Consider the following 26,952-nt stretch of genomic DNA (forward strand, 5'->3'; position numbering starts at 1 on the left):
CAAACCCGGAGCTTTTGACGGCGTTCGACGATTCGCAGCCCGTCGTGGTGCGCGGCAACCTGCCCAACGTCTATGACGGCATCTACCGCGCCGCTTATTCCTACGGCATGTCGAAAGCGATGACGCAGAAGCTGATCAAGCTTCTTGCCTCCGACGTCGACTATCAGTCGCGGATTTCGCCGACCGACCGCCTCGAGGTCCTGTTCTCGCAGCCCGATGGCGACAACCAGACTTCCGACAGCTCCGAGCTTCTTTATGTCTCGTCGACCTTCGGCGGCCAGACGCGCAATTTCTATCGTTTCCAGATGCAGGACGGCGGCACCGACTATTTCGACGAAAATGGCTCGAGCGCCAAGCAGTTCCTATTGCGCAATCCGCTGCCAAACGGGCGCTTCACCTCCGGCTTCGGCGCGCGGCGGCACCCGATCCTCGGCTATGTCCGCATGCATACCGGCACCGACTGGGCGGCGCCGATCGGCACACCGATTATCGCCGCCGGCAACGGCGTCATCGAGAAGGCCGGCTGGGCCGGCGGCTATGGCAAGCAGATCATCATCCGCCACGCCAATGGCTACGAGACCTCCTACAATCACCAGAGTGCTTTCGCCAAAGGCATCGAGGTTGGCGTTCATGTCCGCCAGGGTCAGACCATCGGCTATCTCGGCCAGACCGGCCTCTCCACCGGCCCGCATCTTCACTACGAGCTGATCGTCAACGGCACCAAGGTCGATTCGATGCGCGTCCGCCTGCCGGTCGGCAAGGTGCTTAAGGGCGACGACCTCGTCGCCTTCAAGCGCGAGCGCGAGCGCATCGACGATCTGCTCAAGCAGGAAGACGGCAATTCGCTGAAGGTCGCCAGCGCCAAGACTGATTCGCAGCTTCCGAACTAATCAAGCGAATCATTTGACTGCTGCGGCCAAGGCGACACCTGCCCGGGCACCGTAAACCAGGCGATGGCCGACGACAGCAGGCAAAGCAGCGCCGTGACTGCCGCAACCGCGGCAAACGCCGAATCGCCCGCTGCAACTCTCGCCGCATCAACATCGGCGGCCAGTCCGGCCGGCGCTGGCTCACCAAAGCCGGGAACGCCTGACATGCCACCGGTCATGCGCGCATAGACGATCGCCGCCAGCGAGCCCATTGCCGCCACCGCGATCAGCCCGCCGACGCGCGAGACCGCATTGTTGATGCCGGACGCAGCCCCGGTATCCTTGTCCTCGACGGAAGTCATGACCGCGGTCGACAGCGGCGACACGACTTGCGCCATGCCAAGTCCCATCAGTGCTATCAGCGGAAAGGTCCCGGTCCAGAAATTGTGAATGCCGAAATGGGTGAGCAAAGCGAGGCCGGCGAAGGCGATGGCGACGACCATGCTGCCGCTGGCGATCGGAAAGCGCGGACCGATCCGGTCCGACCACTGGCCGACCGGCCCGGACAAAAGCGCGATCGACGCCGACAGCGGCAGGAAGATGAAACCGACCTCGGCCTCGCTTAGTCTCCAGCCGGCGATCAAAAGCATCGGCAGGTAGAACAGGTTGGCCGACAGCGCGAAATAAAGGAAGAATGTCGCCAGATTGGCGCCGGCAAAGGCCCTGATCCGGAACAGGCCGAGATCGATCATCGGGTCGCGCCGCCGCAGCTCATAAAAGATGAAGACAAAAAGCAGGACCACGCCGGCAACGATCGCCGGGCCGGACATCAGTCCGGCGCCTTCGGCGTTCATTGCGGTCAACCCGTAGGCGACCAACCCGAAAGCAAGCGTCGCCAGCGCGGCGCCGCCGAGATCGAGGCTGCGCTTTTCTGTCGGCTTGTCGGCCGGCACCTTGGCCAGCAGCAGGTAGATCGAGATCAGGCCAAGCGGCAGGTTGATGGCAAAGATCGCGCGCCAGACCCCGTTGCCGAACGTCGACAGGAAAAAGCCGCCCAGCATCGGCCCAAGCGCCGTGGTCAGCGCCGATGCGGCCGCCCAGATGCCGATCGCCCGGCCACGCTCCTTCTTCGGATAGGCTTTGGCGATGATGGCGAGGCTGCCCGGCACCATGATTGCCGCCCCGATACCCTGGATGGCGCGAAATCCAATCAGCACGGCAGGATCGGGCGCGACCGCGCAGGCCAGCGAGGCCGCGATGAACAGCGCAATGCCGGTGACGAAGGCGCGCCGCAACCCAAACCGGTCGCCGGCGGCACCGCCCGCCAGGATGAGCGCCGAAAGCGTCAGCGCATAGGCATTGGAAATCCACTGCGCTTGCGCCAGGCTGGCGTCAAGATTTGCGCGCAGCGCCGGCATGGCGATCGCCAGGATCGAACCGTCGATAAAACCCAGCGACGAGGCAAGGATTGCCGCGACCAGCACGAACTTGCGCCGCGACTGCGGGCAGAACGTGCCGTTCGCGCGCGGCGCTGTCGAAGGCGAATCGGCGGTGGCTTCATTCGAAGTCGTCATGAAAGCCTGCTTACCCCTCTCGCGTATCGGCAACAACAAGCCAGAGCGTTGCTGTTCTTGAAACCAGATGGCTAGACGAGAGCATGATGCCGAAAAGTGTGAAGCGGTGTTCGGGCGACATCATGCTCTATCTCTTTAATTTAGAGTCGGATGATTTCAGGTCGAGTCGACCTGAAATCATCCGACGCTGGCCGCATGGCGAGGTGAACGCCAATTCTGATGCAAACCGCCGGACGCGTGCTAGGTTCCGGTCGTTACGCGCAGGAGAGGGAAGCCATGAAGCGGCCGCTCGAACCGTCGGCGGAAGGACGCGGACGCATCGTCGGCATAACCGACGGCGTCTTCGCCATCGCGCTGACCTTGATCGTGCTGGAGATCAGGGTGCCGTCGCATGAGGCGGTGCATTCGGAAAGCGAGTTGCTTGGAGCGATCCTCGCGCTGGCACCGCGGTTCCTGACCTATGCCCTGAGTTTCCTGACGCTGACCATCTTCTGGTTCGGCCAGCAGGCGCAGCATGGCCTGATCGCCAAGTCGGATCGGCGGCTCGCGACGCTCAACCTTTGCTTTCTTGCCTTCATCGCGCTGCTGCCGTTCTCAACCGATCTTCTGGCCGATTTCCTGGAGTTCAGGATTGCGGTGCTCGTCTACTGGCTGAACCTGCTGATGCTGGGTGCAACGCTTTTCGCGAGCTGGTCGTATGCCGACAGGAACGGCATGATCGCCGAGGACGTCGACGCGCAAACGCGGCGCACCGTCTATCTGCGCATCGTCAAGGCACAGATTCTCTGGGCGGTCGGCGCAGCGCTTTGCCTTGTCACACCGCTGCTCAGCGTCGGCTTCATCCTGCTGGTTCAGTTGATCTACGCTAGCGCGCCGCGCGCTTCACTGTTGCGCAAAATCATCGGCTGAGGATCCGCCGACAAACTCCACCGTGACGCCCGGCGACACCAGCTTGGCAAGCTCGCGCGCATCCCAGTTGGTCAGGCGCACGCAACCATGGCTTTCGGTCTTGCCGATCTTGGAGGGCTCGGGCGTGCCGTGGATGCCGTAGGTCGGCTTGTCCAGCGCGATCCACACCGAGCCGACCGGGCCGTTCGGGCCCGGCGGGATGGTCAGGATCTTGTCGTTCTGGCCCTGCCTGAAGTTGATGCTTGGGTTGTAGGTGTAGTTCGGGTCGAGCGCGATGCGTGACACCGTGTGGATGCCGGTGGGCGACGGCGTGTCGGCCGAGCCGATGGTCGCCGGATAGGCCGCGACCAGCTTGCCGCCCGCATCATAAGCGTAGACTTCCTTCTTGGTCTTGTCGGCGACGATGCGCGCCACCGGCGTCGACACCAGCTTGCCGAAATTGGCGACCTTGATCATCGTGCCGGGGCGATTGAAGTCCGCGCCCTTGTTGATCGACTTCAGATAGGTCTCGTCCATATGGAAGCGCTCGGCCAGCGCCTCGGTGACCGAGATGTAGCCCATACGGTCGAGCTTGGCCTTCAGGCTGTAGTCCTCCGGGATCGAGGCGACGTAGGGGCCGGCCGCATCTTCCGGCGTGATCGTGTAGGAGGCAAAGGCGTCACCGCCGGATTGCGCAAGCGCCGCCTGGATGCCGACAGCATCGGTCGATTTCAAATTGCTGCCGTTTATTTCGTTGTAGGCGGCCAAAGCCTTGTCGACGTTCGAGCCGAAGCGCCCGTCGATCACGCCCGGCGAAGCACCGCCGCGGTCGAGCAGCACCTGCAGCGCCGCAACATCCTGGCGCACCCCAAGCGACAGCGATGGATCGACGGTGGCCTTGCCGCCTGTGTTCGGCGGCAATGATGCCTGGGCGTCCGGATTGGTCTGCAGCACTTCCCCCTGCCCCGGCTGCTCCTGATCGATCGACGCCTCGTCCAGCGGCTGGCGCTTGATGGTGTTCGACTTCGGCGCGTCGGGATAAGTGGTGGCATAGCCCTCATCATTATTGGGCGCCGGAGGATAGGCATCGACGGAATTGTCGCCGTTGGGATCATATCCGTCGGCCGGCGGCGCGATGACCCGGCCGTTCTCCTCCAGTTGCCGCCGGCGGAAGCGAGCCATGTCTTCGGGATTGTCGAGATAATAGCGGTCATCGTCCTCGGCCGGCGCGCGGCCGAGCTCCTGCATGCGCATCTGCCGTCGAAGCACGCGGCGGTCGAGCCTGCTCCCCGGCGGCTGGATGGCGATCACCTTGCCGGTGTCGGCATCGACCAGCACCCGGTTGCCCCTGGCGTCGTAGTAGATGTCGATATTGCCTTCCTGCGCCAGCATCAGCGCGCCGCGCTCAGCCGGGCGCGCGCTCTGCGCGCCATCCACGCCCGGCGCGGCAAACGCACTGGAGGACACCAGCCCGACCGCGAGTGCCGAAAGGGAAAAGATCAAGCGCAGCATGGGGGGTCAAGCTCTCCGGTCCACCGGGCGCTTGCGGGCGAACCCTTCGCCAGCAAACCAGTTACCAAAATTAAGGTTCCAATATGAACCGGGCATGAAGATGGCGGCTTTCCGGTACCTTGAGGAATATTAATTAGCTTGCGCAAGCCCCAATTCCTTGCGCGCCTGCTTGGTAAGCTTGAGGACGACCAGGCGATGGCTCTCGCGCAGATAGTCCCTGAGCGCCGCATCATCCATGCTTTGGCTTGTCTGACGCTGGATCCATTTCATGCCGCGCGAGGCGAGATAAGGCGCGGGCCGGCAGCCCGGCTGATCCTTCAGCACGTCATAGGCCATCTCGGAACATTTGAAGGTGACGAATAACTGCCCGCCCTCATTCCAGCCGCCAATGGCAAACACCTTGCCGCCGACCTTCCAGACATGAGCGCCGCCCCATTGGACCGCATGCGTCGTCGCGGGCAGCGAAGCGCAGAAGCCGTTATAATCGTCGAGCTTCACCGAGGCCCTCCCCAATGCATGTCGCCCAAAAGTGCGCAGCGGTTTTGGGATAACGACATGCATCAAAACAAAGGCTTAAAGCGCGTCGCCTGAATCCGTTTCATCGCGACGCGCTTTAGCCATTTTCGAATCGGCAGCTGATTACGCGCAGCCACCGGAAATAACAAAGCGCGCCGCACCAGTCCGATGCGACGCGCTTGCGTTCACTCCAACTGCCCGAGGTCAGGCGGCTGCTTCCGTCGCCACCACGGTCGGCTTCGAGCGGAAGTTCAGCCGATCCGAGCCCGCGGTGACCTTGACGGTCGAACCGTCGAGAATCTCGCCGAGCAGTATCTTTTCCGCCAACGGGTCCTGCAGTTCCTTCTGCATCACTCGCTTCAGCGGCCTGGCGCCATAGGCCGGATCATAACCCTTCGACGCCAGCCACTCGATCGCGTCATGATCCAGCGACAGCATGATCTTGCGGTCGACGAGCAGGTTCTCCAGCCGCTTGAGCTGAATCTCGACGATGCGGTCCATGTCCTGCCGGCGCAGCCGGTGGAACAGAATCACCTCGTCGACGCGGTTGAGGAACTCCGGCCGGAACGAGGCCTTCACCACGGCCATCACCTCGTCGCGCACGGCATCGACATCCTGGTCGTCGTTGAGACCGACCAGATATTCGGCGCCGAGATTCGACGTCATGATGATCAGCGTGTTGCGGAAGTCGACCGTTCGGCCCTGTCCGTCGGTCAGGCGGCCGTCATCGAGCACCTGCAGGAGCACGTTGAACACGTCCGGATGCGCCTTCTCGATCTCGTCGAACAGCACCACCTGATAGGGCCGGCGCCGCACCGCTTCGGTTAGCGCGCCGCCTTCCTCATAGCCGACATAGCCGGGGGGCGCTCCGATCAGCCGGGCGACGGAGTGCTTCTCCATGAACTCCGACATGTCGATGCGCACCAGCGCCGTCTCGTCGTCGAACAGGAAGCTGGCCAGCGCCTTGGTCAGCTCGGTCTTGCCGACGCCGGTCGGCCCGAGGAACATGAACGAGCCGATCGGCCGGTTGGGGTCCTGCAGCCCGGCGCGGGCGCGACGCACGGCCTTGGACACCGCCTGCACGGCTTCGCCCTGGCCGACGACGCGCTTGCCGATCTCGTCTTCCATGCGCAACAGCTTGTCGCGCTCGCCCTCCAGCATCTTGTCGACCGGAATGCCGGTCCAGCGCGACACGATATGGGCAACGTGGTCGGGCGTGACCACCTCTTCCACCATGCTGGCCTTGCCGTCCTGGGCTTCGGCTTCCTTCAGCTTCTTCTCAAGCTCCGGGATCCTGCCATAGGCAAGCTCGCCGGCGCGCTGGAACTCGCCCTTGCGCTGGGCGATCGCCAATTCGTTGCGCATCTCGTCGAGCTGCTTCTTGAGGTCGGCGGCAAGACCGAGCTTCTGCTTTTCGGCCTGCCACTTCGCGGTCAGCTCGGTCGATTCCTCCTCGAGGTCGGCAAGTTCCTTCTCCAGCCGGGCCAGCCGGTCCTTCGAGGCCTCGTCCTTTTCGACCTTCAGCGCCTCGCGCTCGATCTTGAGCTGCATGATGCGGCGGTCGATCTCGTCCAGCGCCTCGGGCTTGGAATCGACCTGCATCCTGAGCCGCGATGCGGCCTCGTCGACCAGGTCGATGGCCTTGTCGGGCAGGAAGCGGTCGGCGATGTAGCGGTTGGAAAGTGTCGCCGCCGACACCAGTGCCGAATCGGAGATGCGCACCTTGTGGTGCTGTTCGTACTTCTCCTTCAGGCCGCGCAGGATCGAAACCGTGTCTTCGACCGTCGGCTCGTCGACGAAGACGGGCTGGAAACGGCGGGCAAGCGCGGGATCCTTTTCGACATGCTTGCGGTATTCGTCGAGCGTGGTCGCACCGACGCAGTGCAGCTCGCCGCGCGCCAGCGCGGGCTTCAACAGGTTGGACGCGTCCATCGCACCGTCCGCCTTGCCGGCGCCGACCAGCGTGTGCATCTCGTCGATGAACAGGATGATGTTGCCGTTGGCCGACGTGACTTCGTTGAGAACGGCCTTCAGCCGCTCCTCGAACTCGCCGCGATATTTGGCGCCGGCAATAAGCGCGCCCATGTCGAGCGCCATCAATTGCTTGTCCTTCAGCGATTCCGGCACGTCGCCATTGACGATGCGCAGCGCCAGGCCCTCGGCGATCGCCGTCTTGCCGACGCCCGGCTCGCCGATCAGCACGGGGTTGTTCTTGGTGCGCCGCGACAGCACCTGGATTGTGCGGCGGATCTCGTCGTCGCGGCCGATGACCGGATCGAGCTTGCCGGCGCGGGCATCGGCCGTGAGATCGCGCGCATATTTCTTCAGCGCGTCATAGCCCTGCTCGGCGCTGGCCGAGTCGGCGGTGCGGCCCTTGCGGATATCGTTGATAGCCAGGTTGAGCGCCTGCGCGGTGACGCCTGCCTTGGACAGGATGTCGGCGGTCTTGGCCGACTTCTCCATGGCAAGCGCCTGCAGCAGCCGCTCGACGGTGACGAAGCTGTCGCCGGCCTTCTTGGCCAGATCCTCGGCGGTCGAAAACACCTTGGCGAGCGGCTGGGCAAGATAGAGCTGGCCGTTGCCGCCTTCGACCTTGGGCATGGCCTCGAGTGCCGTCTCGACGCCGAGCTTGACGTCGCGGGCACGGCCGCCGGCACGCTCAATCAAGGAGGCGGCAAGGCCCTCATCATCGTCGACGAGCACCTTCAACATATGTTCGGGGGTGAATTGCTGGTGGTTGCGCGAGAGCGCCATGGTCTGCGCGGACTGGATGAAGCCGCGCACGCGCTCCGAGTATTTTTCAAGATTCATTCTCTGTCTCCTTCCCTCACCGGCCCGCTTTGCGGCACCGGATCAGATTGCGGTGACGGGCTCGCCCATAAGAGCCGGGCCCTGTTACTGGCAAGATATGGTGTATGGACCGCGGTCCCTCAAGACGCATTGATGTCGATCAAAGCAGAATATCCCAATGCATGTCGCCCCAAAAGTGTGCAGCGGTTTTGGGCAAACGACATGCATCGAACGAGGAGCCAAAGCGCGTTGAAACGCGCTTTAACCGCGCACAACGAAAACGGCGGAGAAGGCTCCCCGCCGTTTGCAATGCCTGGAATGGCGTCTTGATCAGTTGTTCGCGTCGGCGGCAACAGGCTCGCCGGGAGCCGTAGCTTCGCTGGCAGCCGGCGCCGGCTCGCTGGCGACAGCCTCGCTCGCCGGCTTCGCCTCTTCGGCGGCCCTGGCACTGACCTCGTCGCCGTTGTTCACCGCGTTGTGTGCCTGGCCTGAACTTTCGGAGCCTGAACTTTCGGGGCTCGCGCTCTCGGGCTGGTCGCCCTGCTCGCCATTGCCTGGCTGATCGGCATAGCTGCCGCGCGGGCGGCGCGGACGCCGTGGCCGGCGACCGCCGCCATTGTCCATGGCGGCCTCGTTGAGCTCGGCCTGGGCGGCGAGCGCAGCGGGTGAGAAGCTGTCGAACTGCGGCGCCTGCTCGGCCTGCTGGCCGGCCTCTCCGGCAGCCTCGGGCTGTGCCTGCGCCTCATTGCGGCGGTTCTGGTCGAATTGCTGGCCGCCATGTTCGCCGCGCTGGCCGTTTTCGCCACGCTGACCGTTCTGGCCATAGCCGCCATTACGGCGGTCACGATGCCGGTCGCGGCCATTGTTATCGCGGTTGTCGCGCTGGTTATTGTCGCGACGGTTGTTGTTGTCGCGACTGTTTTCCTGATTGTAGGCGAGTTCGGCCGGCGTACCTTCGATCACCGGCTGCGGCCCCGAGCCGCTCGCCGCGGCCGACGCTTCGGCGCCATTGCCGCTGTTACTTCCGACATTGTCGAACTCGTCGCGATCATCGTCGAGGTCGTCATCGAAATCGTCGCGGTTCTGCTGGGCGTTCTGGATCGGCATCTGCGCCTGCGCGGCGGCAATGATGCGATTGTAATGTTCGGCGTGCTGGAGATAGTTCTCCGCCATCACCCTGTCGCCGGAACTCTGCGCGTCACGGGCGAGTGTGGCGTATTTTTCGGCGATCTGTTGAGCCGATCCGCGGATCTTCACGTCCGGGCCGTTGCTCTCGTAAGTGCGGGTCAGGGGATTTGGCCCCTTGCGGTTGTTGTTGTTGTTACCGCCGCCGCCGCTGTTGTTGCGACCGCGCATGCGCCTGTTCTGCTGTTGTGGCCTCATTAGACTCTCTTCATAGTGAATTTTCGAAAAACTCTTCACGAACGGAGGCGCTCATGCGGCCAGCCGTTTCGTTTCTTCACCGGCGTTCGCCCGCATCAATTGCGTTGGCGCCACGTGCCATCCTGTTCCGGTTACATCACTTGCCGGACGATTCCCGCACGAAGCTTGGGCGTCGTTTGCGCAAGAAGGCAGCTATTTCCAAGGAAAAACCGAATCGCTGGGAGCACTGCCTGCTTCGTCTCATCCGGTTGAGCCGGACCCTAACTGCATTCCCCGGTGTTGCCAAGCGGTTTTTTCGCACTGCATCAAGGCTTTCAATGCTCGAACACCAGAACTCTGTCGTTGCCGCCGAGGTCGCGATAGGCACCCATGATACTGTAGCCGGCTGCCACGAATATCCCGGTGACCTCGGTTTTCTGCATGTGGCCGATCTCGACCGCTACCTTGCCTTGCGTTTCCAGAAATTCTGCCGCTTCGGCAGCGATGACCCGGTAGGGGTCCAAACCATCCACACCGCCATCCAACGCCCGGTGCGGGTCGAAATCGCGGACTTCGTCCTGCAGATTTCCGATGTCTCGACTGGGTATATAGGGAGGGTTCGAGGCAATTACATGGTAGCGGCCCGAAACTTTTTCGAACCAGTTGGAATGCAAGGCTTTGAAACGCCCGCCAAGCCCCAGATCCCGGGCATTCCCGGCTGCTGTCGCCAGTGCGTCGAGCGAAATGTCGACGCCTGTCGCGGTGGCCGCCGGAACGGCGCCGAGCAGGGCCAGCGCGATGGCGCCGGTGCCGGTGCCGAGATCGAGGATGCGGCATTCGCCCAGCCTTTCGGCGGTTGCCCTGGCGAACGGCAAGACCGCGTCGACCAGCGTCTCGGTGTCCGGCCGAGGCTCCAGCGTCCCCGACGACAGCGATAGCCGCAAACCGTAGAATTCGCGGTAGCCGAGGATACGGTGCACCGGCTCGCCTGCTTCTCGACGCCTCAGGGCCGTTTCGATGGCCGAAAGCGCCGCGGACCCCACTTTTTGCCCCGTTTCGGCAATGGCTTGGGTGCGGGTCGTGCCGGAGAAATGCTCGACGATCAGCCGCGAATCGAGCGCGGGATCGTCAATGCCGGCCGCGGCCAGCCGCTCGCGCGCCGCCCTGAGCAGCGGCCCGAGCGCGGCGGGCAGTTGATCAGCCATCGAGGCCCATATCGGCAAGCAACTTCGACTGATGATCGGCGATCAGCGTGTCGACCACCTCGTCGAGCTCGCCCATCATCACCCGGTCAAGCTTGTAGAGCGTGAGGTTGATGCGGTGATCGGTGACGCGCCCTTGCGGGAAATTATAGGTGCGGATGCGCTCCGACCGGTCGCCCGAGCCGACCTGCGATTTGCGCGACTCCGAGCGTTCTTCGTCCGCCCGGCTGCGTTCGAGGTCGTAGAGCCGCGCCCGCAGGATCTGCATGGCCTTTGCCCGGTTCTGGTGCTGCGACTTTTCCGCCTGCACCACCATGATGCCCGTCGGCAAGTGCGTGATGCGGACCGCCGAATCGGTGGTGTTGACGTGCTGGCCGCCCGAACCCGAAGCGCGCATCGTATCGATGCGGATGTCTTCGGCACGGATTTCGATGTCGACCTCTTCGGCTTCCGGCAACACTGCAACCGTGGCGGCTGACGTGTGGATACGTCCGCTGGCTTCGGTCGCCGGCACGCGTTGCACACGATGCACGCCGGACTCGAATTTCAGATGGGCAAAGACACCTCTGCCTGAAACCGTGGCGATGATTTCCTTGTAGCCGCCGGCATCGCCATCGCTGGCCGACACCGTTTCGAATCGCCAGCCGCGCGAGGCGGCGTAGCGCTCATACATGCGAAACAGGTCGCCGGCGAAGAGGGCCGCCTCGTCGCCGCCGGTGCCGGCGCGGATTTCGAGGATGGCGTTCCTTTCGTCGGCCGCATCCTTGGGCAGAAGCAGGATCTGCATGTCCTTCTGCAGCGTCTCGATACGCTCCTCGACCTCCGGCAGGTCCGCCTCGGCGAGCGCCCGCATGTCGGCGTCGGTCGCCTTGTCGGCGAGCATCCCCTCGAGGTCCGCCTGCTCCTGCTCGGCGGCGCGCAGCGCCCGGATCTTGCCCACCATCTCCTGGATGTCGGCATATTCGGAGGCCATCTTGACATAGGCGTCGGGGGCGGGTCCGGCCGACATCTGCGCTTCGAGCATGTCGAAACGCTTGACGACTTGATCCATACGGTCGCGGGGCAGGTTGATCATGGTGAAAATGCTATAACGGTATCGAGCGGTCGTCGGCAAAGGCTTGCAGCAGCGCGCGCATCGGCAACTTCTGGCTGGGCGCCATCAGATTGTCGTTGAAGAAGCCTTCCAGCTCCTGCAGCGGCAGTTCGGTCAGCATCGCCTTGACCGGACCGATCGATGCCGGCGACATCGAGATCGAGCGGAAGCCGAGGCCGATCAGCGCCATTGCCGAGATAGGCTTGCCGGCGAGCTCTCCGCAAAGCGTCACCGGCGTGTCGTTGCGCAGGCCGGCATCGGCGATCGTCTTCAGCACCCTGAGGAACGGCGTCGACAGATTGTCGAAGCGGTCGGCAAGCTGGGTGTTGCCGCGGTCGACGGCCATGACGAACTGGAAGAGGTCGTTGGAGCCGACCGAGACGAAATCGACCGCCTTCATCAATTCGTCGAGCTGGAACAGCAGCGACGGCACTTCGAGCATCGCGCCGAGCTTGAGGCTGGTGGGCAAATGATGGGCAAAGCGCGACAGATGCCGAACCTCGCGGTCGATGATCTCGCGCGCCTGCGCGATTTCCGACAGCTCGGTCACCATCGGCAGCATCAGCTTCAGCTCGCGGCCGCCGCAGGCCTTCAGCAGCGCGCGTATCTGGGTGCGCAGCAAGCCGGGCCGGTCTAGCGTCAGCCGGATCGCCCGCCAGCCGAGCGCCGGGTTTTCTTCCTGGATCGCACCCTTGAAGTAAGGCAGGACCTTGTCGCCGCCGATGTCGATGGTGCGGAAGGTGACCGGCTTGCCGCGCGCGGCATCGAGCACGTCGCGGTAAAGCCGCTCCTGCGCCTCGGCGCGCGGGAAGGTCGAGGCGACCATGAACTGCAATTCGGTGCGGAACAGGCCGATGCCGGCGGCGCCCGACTCGGTCAGTTGCGGCAGGTCGACGGCGAGGCCGGCATTCATCAGGAGATCGACCGGAACCCCGTCCCTGGTCAGCGACGGCTTCTTGCGCAGCTCGCGATAGACCTCCTGCCGCCGCGCCCGGAAACGGACCTTTTCGGCATAGGCGGCTTCCAGGTCGGATTGCGGCCGCAGATGGATGGTGCCTTCCTCGCCGTCGACGATGATGGCGTCGCCGTTTTCCGCCATGGAAACGGCGCCCTTCACCTGCCCGGCGACAGGAATGCCCATGGCACGCGCGACGATGACGACATGGCTGGTCGCGGCGCCGTCCTCCAGCACCAGGCCGCGCAGCTTGTCGCGCGGATAGTCGAGCAGCTCGGCCGCGCCCATCGAGCGGGCGATCAGGATGGCGTCCTTGGGCAGCGAGGCCGCGACATCCTCCGGACCACGCCCCATCAGCTGGCGTAAGAGCCGGTTGGCGAGATCGTCGAAATCGCTCATCCGTTCGCGCAGATAAGGGTCGGTCATGTGCAGCATGCGCGCGCGCATGTCGCTTTGCACCTTTTCCACCGCCGCTTCCGCCGTTAGGCCATTGCGGATCGCCTCTTCCAGCCGCCGCACCCAACCGCGGTCGTTGGCGAACATGCGGTAGGCTTCGAGCACCTCGCGGTGCTCCCCCTCGAAGGCGACGTCGCGGCGCTCCAGCATGTCGTCGATCGAAAGCCTGAGCGAGCCGAGCGAGCGGTCGAGACGGCGCACCTCCTCCTCGCTGTCCTCGTTGAACAGATTGGTGACGACGATGCGCGGCTCGTGCAGCACGACATGGCCGAGGCCGACGCCGTCATTGAAGGAGAGGCCGGTGAAGCTCACCGGGCGGCGCAGGTCGAGCTCCAGCCCCGGCTTGGTCAGGCGGGCGAGATCGCCGGTGGCGATCATCTCGGCGATAACCATCGCCGTCGTTTCCAGCGCCTCGACCTCGTCGTCGCGATAGTGGCGCATGGTCTTGTTCTGCACGACCAGGACGCCCAGCGTGCGCCCTGCCCTCAGCACCGGCACGCCGAGGAAGGAATTGTAGATCTCTTCGCCCGTCTCCGGCAGGTAGGCGAAGGCCGGATGCTCCTGCGCGTTGGAGAGGTTGAGCGGCCGCGCGCTGGCGGCAATCGTGCCGACCAGGCCCTGCCCGAGCCTGAGCTGCGCCAGGTGGACGGCGTTGGGGTTCAGACCTTCGGTGGCGTAGAGTTCGAGCACGGAGTCCGCGCGCAGCACATAGAGCGAGCAGACTTCGGCGACCATGTTGGAGGCGATGTCGCGCACGATGCGGTCGAGCCGCTCCTGCGGCTCCAGCGGCTCCTGCATGAGCTCGCGGAGCCGTTTGAGCAGAACGCGCGGGCCACTGGCCGTATCACGCATCGCGGCTTGTTCTCCAATGGGCATTCCGCCCGCCGCAGTTTCTCCCGCGGCCGGCGCTCACGCAACAACTGACTCAGTTCTTGCTATTGCTTATCCAGACCGTAGACGGAATGCAAAGTGCGAACCGCCAGTTCCGTATAGGGACCGTCGATCAGTATCGAGATTTTGATCTCGGAGGTGGTGATGGCGCGGATGTTGATCGCCTTGTCGGCCAGCGCCTTGAAGGCGGTGGCGGCGACGCCGGCGTGGCTGCGCATGCCAATGCCGATGACCGAGACCTTCGACATGCCGGCTTCCGACTGCACGACATCATAGCCGACTTCGGGTTTCAGCCTCTCCAGCACGGCAAGCGCCTTGTCGACGTCGCCGGACGGCACGGTGAAGGTCATGTCGGTGAACTTGCCGTCCTCGGAGATGTTCTGGACGATCATGTCGACATTGATGTTTGCCTCGGCCAGCGGGCCGAAGATGCCGGCGGCAACGCCCGGGCGATCGCCGACGCGGCGCAGCGAGATCTGCGCTTCGTCCTTGGCGTAGGCAATTCCGGTGACGACCTGCTGTTCCACGATCTCTTCCTCGTCGCAAATGAGCGTTCCGGGCGGATTGAGCAAATCCCCCATTCCGGGCGCATCGGGATCGTCGAAGGACGACCGCACGAAGGTACGCACCCTGTGTACCATGGCAAGCTCGACCGAGCGCACCTGCAGCACCTTGGCGCCGAGCGAGGCCATTTCGAGCATTTCCTCGAAGGAAATCTTGGCCAGCCGGCGCGCCTTCGGCTCGATGCGCGGATCGGTCGTGTAGACGCCGTCGACATCGGTATAGATGTCGCAGCGATCGGCCTTGACCGCGGCCGCGATGGCGACGGCGCTGGTGTCGGAGCCGCCGCGGCCGAGCGTTGCGATGCGGTTGTCCGGCCCGATGCCCTGGAAGCCGGCGATGACCGCCACCTGGCCCTCGCCGAAGCGCTTGATCAGGAAGCCACCGTCGATGTCGAGGATGCGCGCCGCGCCGTGGGCGTTGTCGGTCTTGATCGGGATCTGCCAGCCCTGCCATGAGCGGGCATGGATGCCGATATTCTGCAGCGTGATCGCCAAAAGGCCGGCGGTGATCTGCTCGCCCGAAGCCACCACCGCATCATATTCCCGCGCATCGTGCATCGGCGAGGCCTCGCGCGTCCAGCCGACCAGCTCGTTGGTCTTGCCGGCCATGGCCGAGACCACGACGGCGACCTCATGGCCGGCGTCGACCTCGCGTTTGACATGGCGCGCCACATTGCGGATGCGGGCGATGTCGGCGACCGAGGTTCCGCCGAATTTCATCACGATACGCGCCATGGAAGCGAAATGCCTTTGACTGAGGCCGGCTCAAGGCCGGAAACGAGGGAAACGCCCAGGCAAGCCGAACGCGGAAATGCGCGGCCTCCTTAGCCAAAACAGCAAGGCTTCGCAAGCGAAGCCGCGGGAGAAGAGCCTTCGGCCGGTTTTGCGATCTCCTGACAGTTTCCGGCGCCGCAATGCGATAGGCTTGCCGGATTGGACGGAGGACTCCCATGACCGAGACGCTGGAAATCGTGACTTTCCGCCTCAAGCCGGACGCCGCTGCCGATTTTGCCGCCCAAAATGGCGTCGTCACCGACTGGCTCGCGCGCCAGCCCGGTTTTCTCAGCCGCCATTTGGGCAAGCGCGACGATGGAAGCTGGGTCGACATCGTGCGCTGGCAGAGCCTTGAGCAAGCGCAGGCAGCCGCCCAGCGCATCATGGCCGAAATCGGCGGTTGCGAAGCCATGCAGGCCATCGAGCCGGGCAGCGTGAGCATGAGCCATGCCGCGCTCGCGCTATCGAAATCCTAGCGAGCGCATTCAGTTCAGCGATCGCTTTCCAAAGGCCCGGGTAATCGACAACGAACCCGCACGGTGCGACCCAAAACCAGCCTTGTTTCATTGCGAGACCTATCAAGCTGCCACGTGCTGACAACCGGGGCGCGGCATCGGCCAAGCGCTTCCGCCGACCTTCTTGTTGGCGGCGGCGGAGAAAACCTGCCTTGACTTTCGCTGCCGAGGACCCGACTTCCTAACGTCCGAGGAGACCCGCCATGCCAGAGCCCCGCCGATCGACCATCGATGCCGGAGAAGTCGAACGCTTCTCCGCCCTTGCCGCCGAATGGTGGAACCCGAACGGCAAGTTCCGTCCGCTGCACAAGTTCAATCCGGTGCGGCTTGCCTATATTCGCGACCAGGTGGCGGCGCGTTTTGGCCGCGATCCGCGTGCGGCGCGGCCTTTCGAGGGCCTGCGCTTCCTCGATATCGGTTGCGGCGGGGGTTTGCTGTGCGAGCCGATGGCCCGGCTTGGCGCCGAAGTGGTCGGCGCCGACGCTTCCGCCACCAACATCGAAGTGGCGAAGCTGCATGCGGCGGAAGCTGGCGTCGGCATCGACTATCGCGCCACGACGGCGGAGGCGCTGGCGGATGCCGGCGAGACCTTCGATGTCATCCTGAATATGGAAGTGGTCGAGCATGTCGCCGATGTCGACCTGTTCGTCGCCAAATGCGGCCAGATGGTCCGCCCCGGCGGCATCATGTTCGTCGCCACCATCAACCGCACGCTGAAAGCGCTCGGCCTCGCCATTATCGGCGCGGAATACGTGCTGCGCTGGCTGCCGCGCGGCACGCATCAGTTCGGCAAGCTGGTGCGCCCGGAAGAGCTGGCAAAGGCGCTTGGCGCGGCCGGACTCACGGTCATCGACCGCACCGGCGTCATGTACCATCCATTGGCCGACCGCTGGCAGCGGTCGAAGGACATGGACGTCAACTACATGGTTCTGGCCGAAAAAGCGTCGGTCTGAGGAGCCTGCGCGATAGCGTTCGTCCTCACGCCGCCTGGGCCTGCGCCGGCGCGCCGGTCTGGCTTTGCGCCTTGGTCGTGATGAAGACGCCGGCGGTGATGATGGCGGCGCCCAGCCAGGTCAGAAGCTGGTAATGCTCGCCAAGGAAGATCGTGCCGGCGAACAGGCCGACGGCCGCCGCGACATAGCCGATCTGGCTGAGATAGACCGGGCCGCCGACCGCTTGCAGGCGGAAGAAGAAGGCAAACATCGCCGAGGCCGAAGCCACCTGGCCAACGACCACCAGCGGCACGCCGCCGAGCGGAACGAAGGCATGCGTGCCGAAAAGCGTGAGGATGCCTATGAGAAGCAGCGTGGCGGAAGCCAGATGGCTGCCGACGGCAAGCTCGATCGGGCCGGTGCCTTCCGGCCAGTCGACGGTGCGGTAGATATTGCCGGCAGCGAGGCTGACCGGGATGAGCAGCCCGATCGCCACCCAGAAATAGTCGGCCGGTTGGCCGGCCTCGCCGCGCGTGAGCGCGACCATCGCCGCGCCGACGAAGCCGACGGCAATACCGACGATGCCGAGCAGATTGGGACGCCTGACACCGAGCAGGATGGAGAACACCAGCGTGATGACCGGCGACAGCGTGAACATGATGCCGGTGTAGCCGGCGCCAAGATGCGGAATGGCCGAGAACATCAAAAGATTGGGAACGGCATAGGAAATCGCGGCGGTGATGAAGAAATAGCGCAGCTTGTGCGATGTCAGCCGGATGCGCTCGCCGCGCAGCGGAAGCGCCAGCAGCAGCAGCACGCCGCCGGCGCCCAGCGAAATGACGAACGCCCAGACCATCGCCGGCACACCGGCGGCGGTGGCGAGCTTGCCGAACGGCAGCGTCATGCCGAGCAGACCACCCGTCACGACCAAAAGGCCAATCGCCGAATCCCAGAGAAATCTCATCGGTCCGTCCTTCACATCCACCTTGGCCATTGCCTGATTTTCAGATAATATAGTGCTAAGATTCTTAATATCAAGATACTTTTCGGTGAGACATATGGATCGCGCGACAAGAGCCATCAGGCAGTGGCAAAGGGAACGGCCGGATCTCGACGTATCGCCGATGGGGGTGATCGGGCGACTGAATGAAGCCTCGTCGCTGATCGCGCGCGACCGCCTGGCGCCGGTCTTTGCCCGCTTCGGGCTGCAATCCGGCGAATTCGATGTTCTGGCGACGCTGCGCCGCTCGGGCAAACCCTACGCCTTGACGCCGACCGAGCTCTACGAGGCGACGATGGTGACGTCGGGCGCCATGACTGCCCGCCTCGACCGTCTGGAGAAAGCAGGTCTGACCCAGCGCGCGCCGCATCCGAGCGACCGGCGCGGCGTTGTTGTGCAGCTCACCGCGACAGGCCGCGAGCTCATCGACGAAGCACTCACAGCCCACGTCGCCAACGAGCATGAAATTCTCGTCGGCTTGACGCGCGACGACCGGGAGACTCTGGCAAGACTGCTGGAAAAGCTGATCGGAAGCCTGAGCTAGCTTCAGCTTAGTTCCGGTCGTCCGGAAAGCTTGGTATCGGCATGAACTCGACGCCGTCCTCGACGAGGCTTTTCGCCTCTTCCGGCGTCGCTTCGCCATAGATGCCGCGCGCATCGGTCTCGCCGAAATGGATCTTGCGCGCTTCCTCGGCGAACTTGTCGCCGACATAGTCGGCGTTCTCGCGCACCTTGTCAGCCATTGCCTTGAGCTGCGCCAGTGCCTGCTTCTGCGCCTCGCCCATGGCCAGCGCGACCTTTTCCTGTTTGCGGGAGGTCGACACCGCCGGCGCCATCAGCGCCTTCTCGACCTTATGCGAGCCGCAGCTCGGGCAATCGATGAAGCCTCGCTTCTTCTGGGTGTCGAAATCGTCATTGCTGCGGAACCAGGCCTCGAATTCGTGCTCGTGCTCGCAGATCAGGGAGAAACGGATCAAGAAGCTGCACCCCTTAGGCGCGGCGCCTCGCCTACGCCGGCGTTGACGGTGAAGTCCCGCGCGTTCTTCAGATTGGGGATCTTGCGACGCGCGGCGAGCGATTGCGTCCGGTCGATCTCGGCGACGATCACGCCGGGCTCGTTGTGCGCGGCCTCGGCGATGATATGCCCCCACGGATCGACGATCAGCGAATGGCCATAGGTCTCGCGCCCGTCCTCATGCAGGCCGCCCTGTGCGGCGGCGATGACATAGGCGCCGTTCTCGATGGCGCGCGCCCTCAACAGCACATGCCAATGCGCCTGGCCGGTCTGGCGCGTGAAGGCGGCAGGCACCGTCAGCACCTCGGCCCCGGCCATCGCCTCGGCGCGGAACAGCTGCGGGAAGCGCAGGTCGTAGCAGACGGCAAAGCCCAGCCTTGTCCCGTTGATATCGGTCACGACCGCTTCCGTTCCCGGTTCGTAGGCGGCGGATTCGCGCCAGCTCTCGCCATTGTCGAGATCGACATCGAACATGTGGATCTTGTCGTAGCTGGCTATGGAGGCGCCGTCAGGCGCAAACAGGAACGCGCGGTTGGCGAGCTTGCCGTCGGCACGACGAATCGCGGTCGAGCCTACATGCAAGTAGATGCCGAGCTCCTTCGCCAACCTGCGCGCGGTTGCGACGACCACGTCCTTGTCCTCGGTGGTAAAAGCGGCCGCACCCGCTTCCTTGTCGCGAACCAGCGCGCCGGTCATTTCCGGTGTCTGGACATACGTGGCGCCCTGAGCGGCGGCCTGGCGAACCAGAATCTCCATGTCGGCGGCGTTGCGCTCGGGGCTCGTGCCCGAACGCATCTGCACGGCGGCGGCCTTGAAAATACCCATGATCATCTCCCGTTGACGAGTATCGCGTCCAGCCGGCCCTGCGACTCCAGTTCGTGGAGGTCGTCGCAGCCGCCGACATGCGTGTCGCCGATGAAAATCTGCGGAAAGGTGGTTCGCCCATGCGCCTTGGAAATCATTTCCCGGCGCAGTTCCGGCGAGAACGAGGCATCGTGCTCGGTATAGGCTACGCCCTTGTGGTCGAGCAGCCGCTTGGCGGCATTGCAGTAGCCGCACATCATGCGGGTGTAGATCGTCACATCAGCCATTGGCCGGTAATCCTGCCCACGCATGCCGTCCGATGATTGTACGAAAGCGACATGCAGCAAAACAACTATTCAAACCTATATAGTCGCGGACTCATCGGGCCGAAAGTCCCCGGGCAGGACGCGGGCGAAAGTGAGTATGTCGACCGCTCCGGCGCCGCCGCGCTTCAGCGCCATGGCGACCGCCCTCACCGTGGCGCCGGTCGTGTAGACATCGTCGACGACCAGCACCCGGCGGCCCGAGATCTCGATTTCAGCGTCCGGCGGCACGCGAAAGGCGGCGCGTACATTCTCCTCGCGCTCATGCCGTTCGAGCCCGACCTGCTGGCGCGTCAGCTTCACGCGCCTGACCGCGGATGGCGCGAAGGGCAGCCCGCTGAGCTTTGAAACGGCCCGTCCGAGTTCCGCCGACTGATTGAACTGGCGCCGGAAGAAGCGCCGCCAATGCAGCGGCACGGGAACGACCAGGTCGGCCTCCGCAATCAGCTCCGCGCCGGCGCGGATCATCCAGTTTGCCATCCAGGGCGCGAGGTCGGTGCGGTCCTGATATTTCAGCCCCTGCACCATCTGCCGCGCGACACCCGAATAGACGACAGCGGCCCGCGCACGCTCGAAGGGCGGCGGATCGGCGATCGCCTCCGCGGACAGAAACCCTTCGCCCATGTCATGGGTGAAGGGCGTGCCCATCAGCGGGCACCAGGGCTTCTCCAGCAGCCTCAGCTTCGGCCAGCAGGCGCCGCACAGCACGCCTGGCTGCGACACATGGCGACGGCAGCCGGCGCAAACCGGCGGAAACAACAGGCGCGCCGGCCAGGCCAGTGCCTGCCGCGTCATATTCTGGACCGCGCTGGTCTTGATCTTGCGCACCGGATCGGCCACGTGATTGGAACCCCGCGCCACCTTAACACCACTCCGGCCCGCGCGGACAACAGGAACCTTTTTCATTGCAGCCCTTGATCGACACTGAGCTCTGGCTCGCACGCAAGCGCCGGGCGCTCGCCCGCCCCGTCGAAGGCGCCGATTTCCTGATGCGGCGGGCGGCGGAGGACCTTGCCGACCGGCTGGACGCCGTCGAGCGCCGCTTCGGCAAGGCGGCCGCGCTGTTTTGTCAGACATCGGCGGCGGCGGATGTGCTTGCCGGGAGCGGCAAAGTCGACGAAATCGTCCGCGTCGAGATGGATGAAGCGCTTCTGGCTGGCGGCCCCGGCCCGGTGGCACCGCCGGAGACCGTGCCGTTCGAGGACGGCAGCCTCGATCTCGTCGTTTCCTTGCTCTCGCTGCACGCGATGAACGACATTCCCGGCGTGCTCGCGCAAATCCGCCGGGCGCTGAAACCGGACGGCCTGTTCCTCGGCGCTCTCACCGGCGCCGGCACGCTCGCGGAATTGCGCGAAAGCATGCTGGTGGCCGAGACGGAACTTTACGGCGGCGCGAGCCCGCGCGTCCTTCCTTTCACCGATGTACGCGACGCGGGTGCGCTGCTGCAGCGTGCCGGCCTGGCATTGCCCGTCGCGGATGTCGAAACGGTCGCGGTGCGCTACGATACGCTGTTCGACCTCGCCGCAGATCTGCGCGCCATGGGCGAAACCAGCGCGCTCATCGATCGCAGCCGGCGGCCAGGAAGCAGGCGCCTTTTTGCCCGCGCCGCAGAAATCTACGCGGAGAGGTTCTCGGACCCGGACGGCCGCATCCGCGCAAGCTTTTCGATTGTCTGGATGTCCGGCTGGGCGCCCGACGCATCGCAGCAAAAGCCGCTCAAGCCCGGATCAGCCAAGGTCTCGCTGAAGGCAGTCCTGGAGAATCCGCCAAAGAGCTGAGCACGCTGCGATCAGTTCAGTGAGCGAAGGCGTTGGCAAGCTTACTGTTGTTGTCGGTGAACAGCCACACCAGCCCATCGGCGGCCTGTTGGACCCCGGCGATGATGGCGAGCGACAACACCACCACGATCAGGCCATATTCGATGGCCGTAGCGCCCGTTTCATCTTCAATGAATTGCTGCAGCAGGTTTTTCATGGTCATCGATCCCTCATGCAGGAATTCTAATGTCCTACCCGTTAAGAAAGGTTAACGGGAAAAGCTTAACAGCAGGTGAAACGCCGCTGTGGCGGAAAATCATTAACCACGTCAGCACTCGCCGCTGCGGCTGCCGTCGTTGCGGATAACGCAGATCGAACTGGGCAAAGGCTGCAGCACACTGCGGCGCAGCGTATATGTATCGGTGCGACGGCCGATCGATCCGGTCGCGGTCATGTCGAGCCCGCCCGCGAAGCGGTCGCGGGTGCTCTGCGGCCGGGTCTGGCTGTCCAGGAAAGGCGTTGCGATCAGCGCCAGCGCTACCGCGGCCGAGCCGAAGAGAAGCGTGATCCGCAGGATACCCATGCCGGCGTCCACCGCGCGAAAGCCTCGGTCGGGCCGGATCGAGTCCCAGTCTCTTTCAAGGCTCATGCCGTGTTCCCAGTCGGATCGACGATATCGCCGCGCGAAACGGCTTCGCGCAATTTTTCACGTCGAGATAAATCTTCCATTAACGCTGGCTAAAGCAGCTTCAGGAAAAGCGCGAAACGTTCGCCGCTTCCGGAAACTGCCGCGAAGCAGGGCACGAAATTACAAAAGGTCGATGAGGAACTGGATCAGCGGCGCGTCGGCCGGCGGCATCGGATAGTCGCGCATCTGCCGCGGCCGGACCCATTTCAGCCCCTGCCCTTCCCTGGGCTGCGCGATGCCGCGAAAGCGGCGGCAGACATAAAGCGGCATCAAGAGATGAAAATCGTCATAGGAGTGGCTGGCGAAGGTGAGCGGCGCCAGGCACGGAATCTCGGTCTCGATGCCGAGTTCCTCATGCAGCTCGCGGACCAGGCATTCCTCCGGCGTCTCGCCGGGCTCGACCTTGCCGCCTGGAAACTCCCACAAGCCGGCAAGCTGTTTTCCCTCCGGGCGCCGCGCCAGAAGCACGCGCCGGTCGGTGTCGACCAGCGCGCAGGCGGCGACCAGCAGCAGGCGCTTTCCGGCTGGCTTGACCTCGCTCATGCACCCGGCGGCCGTCGATAATGGTAGCGGTAGACTTCCTCGAAGCCCAGCGACCGGTAGAGCGAGAGCGCCGGCGCATTGCCGGCCTCGACCTGCAGCCAGGCTTCGCGCGCGCCGCGCAGCCGCGCCCATTTCAGCGCCGACAGGATGAGGTTGCGGCCATGGCCCCTCTTGCGCGCCGATTTTTCGGTGGCGACCTCGAACAGGCCGGCAAGATCGCCGTCATGAACGCAGATCAGCGTCGCCAGCGGCTCGTTGCCGTCCTCGAGCGCGAACAGCCCCGCTTCCGGCTGGATGGCGCCGATGACCTCGGACAGGCCGGGTCGCAGCGAGGCATCCGAGCCGCCCGTCCTCAGCGAAGCGCCGATGAAGCGGCTGATGTCCTTGAGCGGAATCTGGTCCATGGCCGCGCCAAGCTCGACCTCTTTGAGCGGCAGCCGCATCACCAGGGATTCGTCGAACCTGTTCCAGCCGGCCTCGTCGAGATGCGCGGACAGCACCTGCCCCGAGAGCGGCGACATGCGAAAGGTCAGCGGCCGGCCATAGGCATCGAAGCGCCGTGCGGCGCGGCCGATGCGCTCTTCAATGGCGTGCGTGTCGCCAGGATCGAGCGGATTGACCGAGTTCAGGCGCTTGGCGGGATGCCCGGCCGTGAGCCGCACCACCCAGGTCCCGTCATAATGGACGGCCGCCGCCGGCCAGGCGCGAAAGCCCGCCGCCTCATAGCGGCGCACGACCGCCAGCACGCTTGCCGGATGCCTGGACACCGGCGCCATCAGCTCCGGTAATCGCCATTGATGGCGACATATTCCTTGGTCAGGTCGCAGGTCCACACCGTCGCCTTGCCGCGACCGATGCCGATATCGGCGCGGATGCGGATATCGTCGCGCTTCATATAGGCCGAGGTCGCTTCTTCCGAATACCCCGCATCGCGCTCGCCTTCATGCGCCAGGCGATTGTCGCCGAACCAGATCGACAGCCGGTCGCGGTCGGCCGGCTCGCCCGCCTTGCCGACGGCCATGACGACGCGGCCCCAATTGGCGTCCTCGCCGGCGACCGCCGTCTTGACCAGCGGCGAGTTGGCGATCGAGAGCGCAATGCGCTTGGCCGAGCGTGCCGATTTGGCGCCGGTCACCGTGACCTCGACCTGCTTGCGCGCGCCTTCGCCGTCGCGCACCACCTGCAGCGCCAGCGACTTCAGCACCTTGCCGAGCGCCCGGCGGAACGCGCCGAGCCGCGCATCCCTGGGATCGCTGATTGCCGGCGCGCCGCGCACGGCTGCCTTGCCGGTGGCGAAGAAAAGCAGCGTGTCGCTGGTCGAGGTGTCGCTGTCGACGGTCACAGCGTTGAAGGTCCTGGCCGTACCGCGCGACAGCAGGTCCTGCAGCACGGAAGCGGCGATCGGCGCGTCGGTGGCGATGAAGGAGAGCATCGTTGCCATGTCGGGCGCGATCATGCCGGCGCCCTTGGCGATACCGTTGATGATGACGTCGGCGTCGCCGAGCTTGACCGTCGCCGTCGCCACCTTCGGATAGGTGTCGGTGGTCATGATGGCCTTGGCGGCCTCGGTCCACAGGTCCGGCTTGCCGTCCTTGACCAGGCCGGCCAGCAGATGGCTGAATTTGGTGGTGTCGAGCGGTTCGCCGATGACGCCGGTCGAGGCCAGGAAGACTTCGCTCTCTGAACATCCGGCGGCCTTGGCCGCCGCCTCGCCCGTCAACGCGGTCGAAGCCTTGCCCTTCTTGCCGGTGAAGGCGTTGGCATTGCCGGAATTGACCACCAGCACGCGCGCCTTGCCGGCGGGCAGGTTCTGGCGGCAAAAGTCGACCGGCGCCGAGGGGCATTTCGACCTGGTGAACACGCCGGCGACCGCCGTGCCCGGATCGAAGACCATGGCGAGCAGGTCGGTACGGTTCTTGTATTTGATGCCGGCTTCGGCGGTGGCGATGCGGACGCCCTCGATGACCGGCATCTTCGGGTATTTCTTCGGTGCGAGCGGCGAAATCGTAGCGGACATAATGACCCCGGAGCGGCAAGAACGCGAAAGGAAGGCCGGTTTGCCCGATAGCGCGCCCCGGCGCAAGGGGTTCTGGCCGCGCCCCATCGACCGGACCAGCCGTCTCGCAACCCAAAACGGATCGTTTCGTTTCACCCGCGAAGCCAATATGATTGGCGACAGATCCATCGGCTAAGGGAAGACCGAAATGGGCGAGGCCACCGCCCGCGGGCGCAAGTCGATCGGCGCTAAACGCAGTCCGGAGAGCGCCGACGCCATTATCGAGGCGGCCGAAGCGGTGCTGCGCGAGGCCGGCTATGCCGGCTTTTCGATCGAGGCCGTCGCCCGGCGGGCGCGGGCGGGAAAGCCGACCATCTATCGCTGGTGGCCGAGCAAGGCGGCACTGCTGATCGAGGTCTACCAGCGGCAGAAGCGCGTCGAGACGCCCGACACCGGAAACATAGAGGATGATCTGGCCGGCTTCCTCAATAACCTGTTCGCGCATTGGCGCGACACGCCGTCGGGCAATATCTTCCGCTCGCTGATTGCCGAAGCGCAGTCGGACGAGACAGCCGCGACCGCGCTCGCCGAATATTCAAAAGACCGTCGCAGCCATAACGGCCGCATGATCGAGCGCGCCAAGGCGCGCGGCGAGGTGGCGGCCGATATCGATGCCGAGATCGTCGCCGACCTGATCGCTTCCTTCGCCTGGCGGCATCTGCTGACCAAACGGCTCGACGAGGACGAGGCGGCGATCCGCGCCGCCGTCCGCTACATCACGCGGGGAATAATGACCGCCTGACGAAAAGCGAAAGGGCGCCCGAAGACGCCCTTTGATTATCCAGCCGGTGGCGAATTACTTGCTGCCTTCCAGCGCGTCGATGTCCTTCTTGAGCTTCTCGTCCGGGATCTCGACCTTGGCGGCGGCGCGCAGGTCCTTGACCATGGCGAAATACTTGTCGCGGATCACCGCCTGCTTGGCCTGGTCCTTGACGTCGTCGAAGGCCGGCGGCTGCTTGGCGCGCTTGTCCTCGAGCTTGATGACGTGCCAGCCGAACTGTGACTGCACCGGCTCCTTCGAGTATTTGCCGACGTCGAGCGCGAAGGCTGCCTTGTCGAATTCCGGCACCATCTGTCCCGGGCCGAACCAGCCGAGGTCGCCGCCATTGGTCTTGCCGCTCGGATCGCTGGTGTGCTCGTTGGCGAGCTTCTGGAAGTCGGCGCCGCCGTCGAGCTGCTTGATGATCGCCTCGGCCTCTTCCCTCGTCTTCACGAGGATGTGACGGGCGTGGATTTCATTGACCGGCGGTGTGTTGGCGATTTCCTGGTCGTAGCGGGCGCGCACTTCGGCGTCCGTCACCTTGTCGACCACTTCCTTCTCGACGACCTCGCCATGCAGGGCGCGCGACTGCAGGAAAGCCATGCGGCGCTGGAAGTCCGGATCCTTGTCGAGGCCCGCATCGACCGCCTTCTTGGCCATGACGCGGATTTCGATCGCAGCCGAAAGGGCGGCAGCGCGGCGCTGCTCGGGCGGCAGCTGCGCGAACTGTTGCGACAGTTCGCCTTCGGCGAGCTTAAGGTCGGCCTCGGTCAGCTTCTCGCCATTGACGGTGGCAATCACGGCATTGGGATCAACCGGGGCCGCGGGAGCAGCGGCAGGCGCTGTGGCGTCCGGCTGGGCGGGAGCGGTCTCCTGCGCCATCACCGGCGACAGGCAAAGAGCCGAGAGCCCGAAGGCCAGACCGAAGCTGGCGAGCGAGGCGCGGCGGAACGACAAGGACATCAAGATAAACTCCAATGGGGATTGCCAATAAGGATCGCGTGAGCGAAAGGGTTCCAGATCAGTCGGATTGTGGCGGAATTTGGCGCTGCCCATAGGGCTAACGCGGCGTTGACATCGATTGAGCCCCCTCTTATCTGTCCAACGACTTGGC

At 64.4% G+C, this 26,952-nt stretch carries 28 protein-coding genes (1 of these 28 running past the window's edge); 8 read left to right on the top strand and 20 right to left on the bottom strand.

The window, feature by feature from the left end:
- A protein-coding gene (locus RFM68_RS00785; protein ID WP_320230747.1) for a peptidoglycan DD-metalloendopeptidase family protein crosses the window boundary here: on the top strand, nt 1-890 show its final stretch. 1,090 nt of this gene lie to the left of the window's left edge; 890 of the gene's 1,980 nt are visible here — the last part of the coding sequence; the start codon falls outside the window, past its left edge; it ends in the stop codon at nt 888-890.
- Here RFM68_RS00785 and RFM68_RS00790 read toward each other — a convergent pair.
- Nucleotides 887-2,443: an MFS transporter gene (locus RFM68_RS00790; RefSeq protein ID WP_320230748.1), complete on the bottom strand. Its 1,557-nt coding sequence runs from the start codon at nt 2,441-2,443 to the stop codon at nt 887-889. The two genes, RFM68_RS00785 and RFM68_RS00790, sit on opposite strands and share 4 nt — an antisense overlap.
- A gap of 276 nt (nt 2,444-2,719) precedes the next feature.
- Between RFM68_RS00790 and RFM68_RS00795 the strand changes: the two genes are divergently transcribed.
- The gene (locus tag RFM68_RS00795; RefSeq protein ID WP_320230749.1) at nt 2,720-3,352 is read left to right on the top strand and encodes a TMEM175 family protein; all 633 of its coding nucleotides are present in this window, start codon (nt 2,720-2,722) and stop codon (nt 3,350-3,352) included.
- Here RFM68_RS00795 and RFM68_RS00800 read toward each other — a convergent pair.
- The 8 genes from RFM68_RS00800 to RFM68_RS00835 form a co-directional block, all read right to left on the bottom strand.
- Nucleotides 3,326-4,843: a L,D-transpeptidase family protein gene (locus RFM68_RS00800; RefSeq protein ID WP_320230750.1), complete on the bottom strand. Its 1,518-nt coding sequence runs from the start codon at nt 4,841-4,843 to the stop codon at nt 3,326-3,328. The genes RFM68_RS00795 and RFM68_RS00800 overlap by 27 nt on opposite strands.
- A gap of 129 nt (nt 4,844-4,972) precedes the next feature.
- Nucleotides 4,973-5,341 carry an MmcQ/YjbR family DNA-binding protein gene (locus RFM68_RS00805; protein ID WP_320230751.1) on the bottom strand — a complete coding sequence of 123 codons (369 nt, stop codon included), beginning with the start codon at nt 5,339-5,341 and terminating at the stop codon, nt 4,973-4,975.
- 222 nt (nt 5,342-5,563) lie between these two features.
- Nucleotides 5,564-8,170 (bottom strand): ATP-dependent chaperone ClpB, encoded by a 2,607-nt coding sequence (clpB, locus tag RFM68_RS00810; protein ID WP_320230752.1) that lies wholly within the window; start codon nt 8,168-8,170, stop codon nt 5,564-5,566.
- 309 nt (nt 8,171-8,479) lie between these two features.
- Entirely contained in the window at nt 8,480-9,505 is a 1,026-nt protein-coding gene (locus RFM68_RS00815; RefSeq protein ID WP_320230753.1) for a DUF4167 domain-containing protein, read from the bottom strand.
- A 341-nt stretch (nt 9,506-9,846) separates the two neighbouring features.
- Entirely contained in the window at nt 9,847-10,716 is an 870-nt protein-coding gene (prmC, locus tag RFM68_RS00820; protein WP_320230754.1) for a peptide chain release factor N(5)-glutamine methyltransferase, read from the bottom strand.
- Nucleotides 10,709-11,788, bottom strand: coding sequence for a peptide chain release factor 1 (prfA, locus tag RFM68_RS00825; protein WP_320230755.1), 1,080 nt, complete (start codon nt 11,786-11,788; stop codon nt 10,709-10,711). Before prfA ends, prmC begins: the two co-directional genes overlap by 8 nt.
- A 10-nt stretch (nt 11,789-11,798) precedes the next feature.
- Nucleotides 11,799-14,069 carry a phosphoenolpyruvate--protein phosphotransferase gene (gene ptsP / locus RFM68_RS00830; protein ID WP_320230756.1) on the bottom strand — a complete coding sequence of 757 codons (2,271 nt, stop codon included), beginning with the start codon at nt 14,067-14,069 and terminating at the stop codon, nt 11,799-11,801.
- Nucleotides 14,070-14,152: 83 nt separating this feature from the next.
- Nucleotides 14,153-15,406, bottom strand: coding sequence for an aspartate kinase (locus RFM68_RS00835; protein ID WP_320230757.1), 1,254 nt, complete (start codon nt 15,404-15,406; stop codon nt 14,153-14,155).
- A gap of 215 nt (nt 15,407-15,621) precedes the next feature.
- Between RFM68_RS00835 and RFM68_RS00840 the strand changes: the two genes are divergently transcribed.
- Both RFM68_RS00840 and ubiG read left to right on the top strand, forming a co-directional pair.
- Nucleotides 15,622-15,921 carry an antibiotic biosynthesis monooxygenase family protein gene (locus RFM68_RS00840; protein WP_320230758.1) on the top strand — a complete coding sequence of 100 codons (300 nt, stop codon included), beginning with the start codon at nt 15,622-15,624 and terminating at the stop codon, nt 15,919-15,921.
- Between the two features lie 242 nt (nt 15,922-16,163).
- A complete protein-coding gene (ubiG, locus tag RFM68_RS00845; protein ID WP_320230759.1) occupies nt 16,164-16,913 on the top strand; it encodes a bifunctional 2-polyprenyl-6-hydroxyphenol methylase/3-demethylubiquinol 3-O-methyltransferase UbiG in 750 nt (249 codons plus the stop codon).
- A gap of 25 nt (nt 16,914-16,938) precedes the next feature.
- On the opposite strand, the gene RFM68_RS00850 is transcribed toward ubiG, so the two are convergent.
- Nucleotides 16,939-17,856: a DMT family transporter gene (locus RFM68_RS00850; RefSeq protein WP_320230760.1), complete on the bottom strand. Its 918-nt coding sequence runs from the start codon at nt 17,854-17,856 to the stop codon at nt 16,939-16,941.
- 94 nt (nt 17,857-17,950) lie between these two features.
- Between RFM68_RS00850 and RFM68_RS00855 the strand changes: the two genes are divergently transcribed.
- A complete protein-coding gene (locus tag RFM68_RS00855) occupies nt 17,951-18,436 on the top strand; it encodes a MarR family winged helix-turn-helix transcriptional regulator (RefSeq protein ID WP_320230761.1) in 486 nt (161 codons plus the stop codon).
- A 7-nt stretch (nt 18,437-18,443) separates the two neighbouring features.
- On the opposite strand, the gene RFM68_RS00860 is transcribed toward RFM68_RS00855, so the two are convergent.
- The 4 genes from RFM68_RS00860 to RFM68_RS00875 form a co-directional block, all read right to left on the bottom strand.
- Nucleotides 18,444-18,869 (bottom strand): DUF1178 family protein, encoded by a 426-nt coding sequence (locus RFM68_RS00860; protein WP_320230762.1) that lies wholly within the window; start codon nt 18,867-18,869, stop codon nt 18,444-18,446.
- Nucleotides 18,866-19,732 carry a carbon-nitrogen hydrolase family protein gene (locus tag RFM68_RS00865; RefSeq protein ID WP_320230763.1) on the bottom strand — a complete coding sequence of 289 codons (867 nt, stop codon included), beginning with the start codon at nt 19,730-19,732 and terminating at the stop codon, nt 18,866-18,868. The genes RFM68_RS00860 and RFM68_RS00865 overlap by 4 nt, the downstream gene beginning before the upstream one ends.
- Before the next feature lie 2 nt (nt 19,733-19,734).
- Nucleotides 19,735-19,998, bottom strand: coding sequence for a glutaredoxin 3 (gene grxC, locus RFM68_RS00870; protein ID WP_320230764.1), 264 nt, complete (start codon nt 19,996-19,998; stop codon nt 19,735-19,737).
- Between the two features lie 75 nt (nt 19,999-20,073).
- Nucleotides 20,074-20,874, bottom strand: coding sequence for a ComF family protein (locus RFM68_RS00875; protein WP_320231039.1), 801 nt, complete (start codon nt 20,872-20,874; stop codon nt 20,074-20,076).
- Between the two features lie 65 nt (nt 20,875-20,939).
- On the opposite strand from RFM68_RS00875, the gene RFM68_RS00880 reads away from it, so the two are divergent.
- Nucleotides 20,940-21,812 carry a methyltransferase domain-containing protein gene (locus RFM68_RS00880; RefSeq protein ID WP_320230765.1) on the top strand — a complete coding sequence of 291 codons (873 nt, stop codon included), beginning with the start codon at nt 20,940-20,942 and terminating at the stop codon, nt 21,810-21,812.
- Nucleotides 21,813-21,828: 16 nt separating this feature from the next.
- Here the strand turns inward: RFM68_RS00880 and RFM68_RS00885 are convergent, their stop codons facing one another.
- From RFM68_RS00885 to argJ, 5 genes are all read right to left on the bottom strand, one after another.
- Nucleotides 21,829-22,014, bottom strand: coding sequence for a Flp family type IVb pilin (locus RFM68_RS00885; protein WP_112100636.1), 186 nt, complete (start codon nt 22,012-22,014; stop codon nt 21,829-21,831).
- A gap of 105 nt (nt 22,015-22,119) precedes the next feature.
- Entirely contained in the window at nt 22,120-22,440 is a 321-nt protein-coding gene (locus RFM68_RS00890) for a hypothetical protein (protein WP_320230766.1), read from the bottom strand.
- A 159-nt stretch (nt 22,441-22,599) separates the two neighbouring features.
- Complete coding sequence (locus tag RFM68_RS00895; protein WP_320230767.1) at nt 22,600-23,022, bottom strand: (deoxy)nucleoside triphosphate pyrophosphohydrolase; 423 nt, start codon at nt 23,020-23,022, stop codon at nt 22,600-22,602.
- Complete coding sequence (locus RFM68_RS00900; RefSeq protein ID WP_320230768.1) at nt 23,019-23,798, bottom strand: GNAT family N-acetyltransferase; 780 nt, start codon at nt 23,796-23,798, stop codon at nt 23,019-23,021. The genes RFM68_RS00895 and RFM68_RS00900 overlap by 4 nt, the downstream gene beginning before the upstream one ends.
- Nucleotides 23,798-25,039 (bottom strand): bifunctional glutamate N-acetyltransferase/amino-acid acetyltransferase ArgJ, encoded by a 1,242-nt coding sequence (argJ, locus tag RFM68_RS00905; RefSeq protein WP_320230769.1) that lies wholly within the window; start codon nt 25,037-25,039, stop codon nt 23,798-23,800. Before argJ ends, RFM68_RS00900 begins: the two co-directional genes overlap by 1 nt.
- Between argJ and RFM68_RS00910 the strand changes: the two genes are divergently transcribed.
- Together RFM68_RS00910 and RFM68_RS00915 are read left to right on the top strand one after the other, a co-directional pair.
- A complete protein-coding gene (locus RFM68_RS00910; RefSeq protein ID WP_320231057.1) occupies nt 24,984-25,214 on the top strand; it encodes a hypothetical protein in 231 nt (76 codons plus the stop codon). The genes argJ and RFM68_RS00910 overlap by 56 nt on opposite strands.
- A 12-nt stretch (nt 25,215-25,226) precedes the next feature.
- Nucleotides 25,227-25,820 (top strand): TetR/AcrR family transcriptional regulator, encoded by a 594-nt coding sequence (locus RFM68_RS00915; RefSeq protein WP_320230770.1) that lies wholly within the window; start codon nt 25,227-25,229, stop codon nt 25,818-25,820.
- 54 nt (nt 25,821-25,874) lie between these two features.
- Here RFM68_RS00915 and RFM68_RS00920 read toward each other — a convergent pair whose 3' ends face one another.
- Complete coding sequence (locus RFM68_RS00920) at nt 25,875-26,801, bottom strand: peptidylprolyl isomerase (RefSeq protein WP_320230771.1); 927 nt, start codon at nt 26,799-26,801, stop codon at nt 25,875-25,877.
- Nucleotides 26,802-26,952 lie beyond the last annotated feature (151 nt).

Origin of the sequence: Mesorhizobium montanum (assembly GCF_033977145.1) — a bacterium.
Lineage (GTDB): Bacteria > Pseudomonadota > Alphaproteobacteria > Rhizobiales > Rhizobiaceae > Mesorhizobium > Mesorhizobium montanum.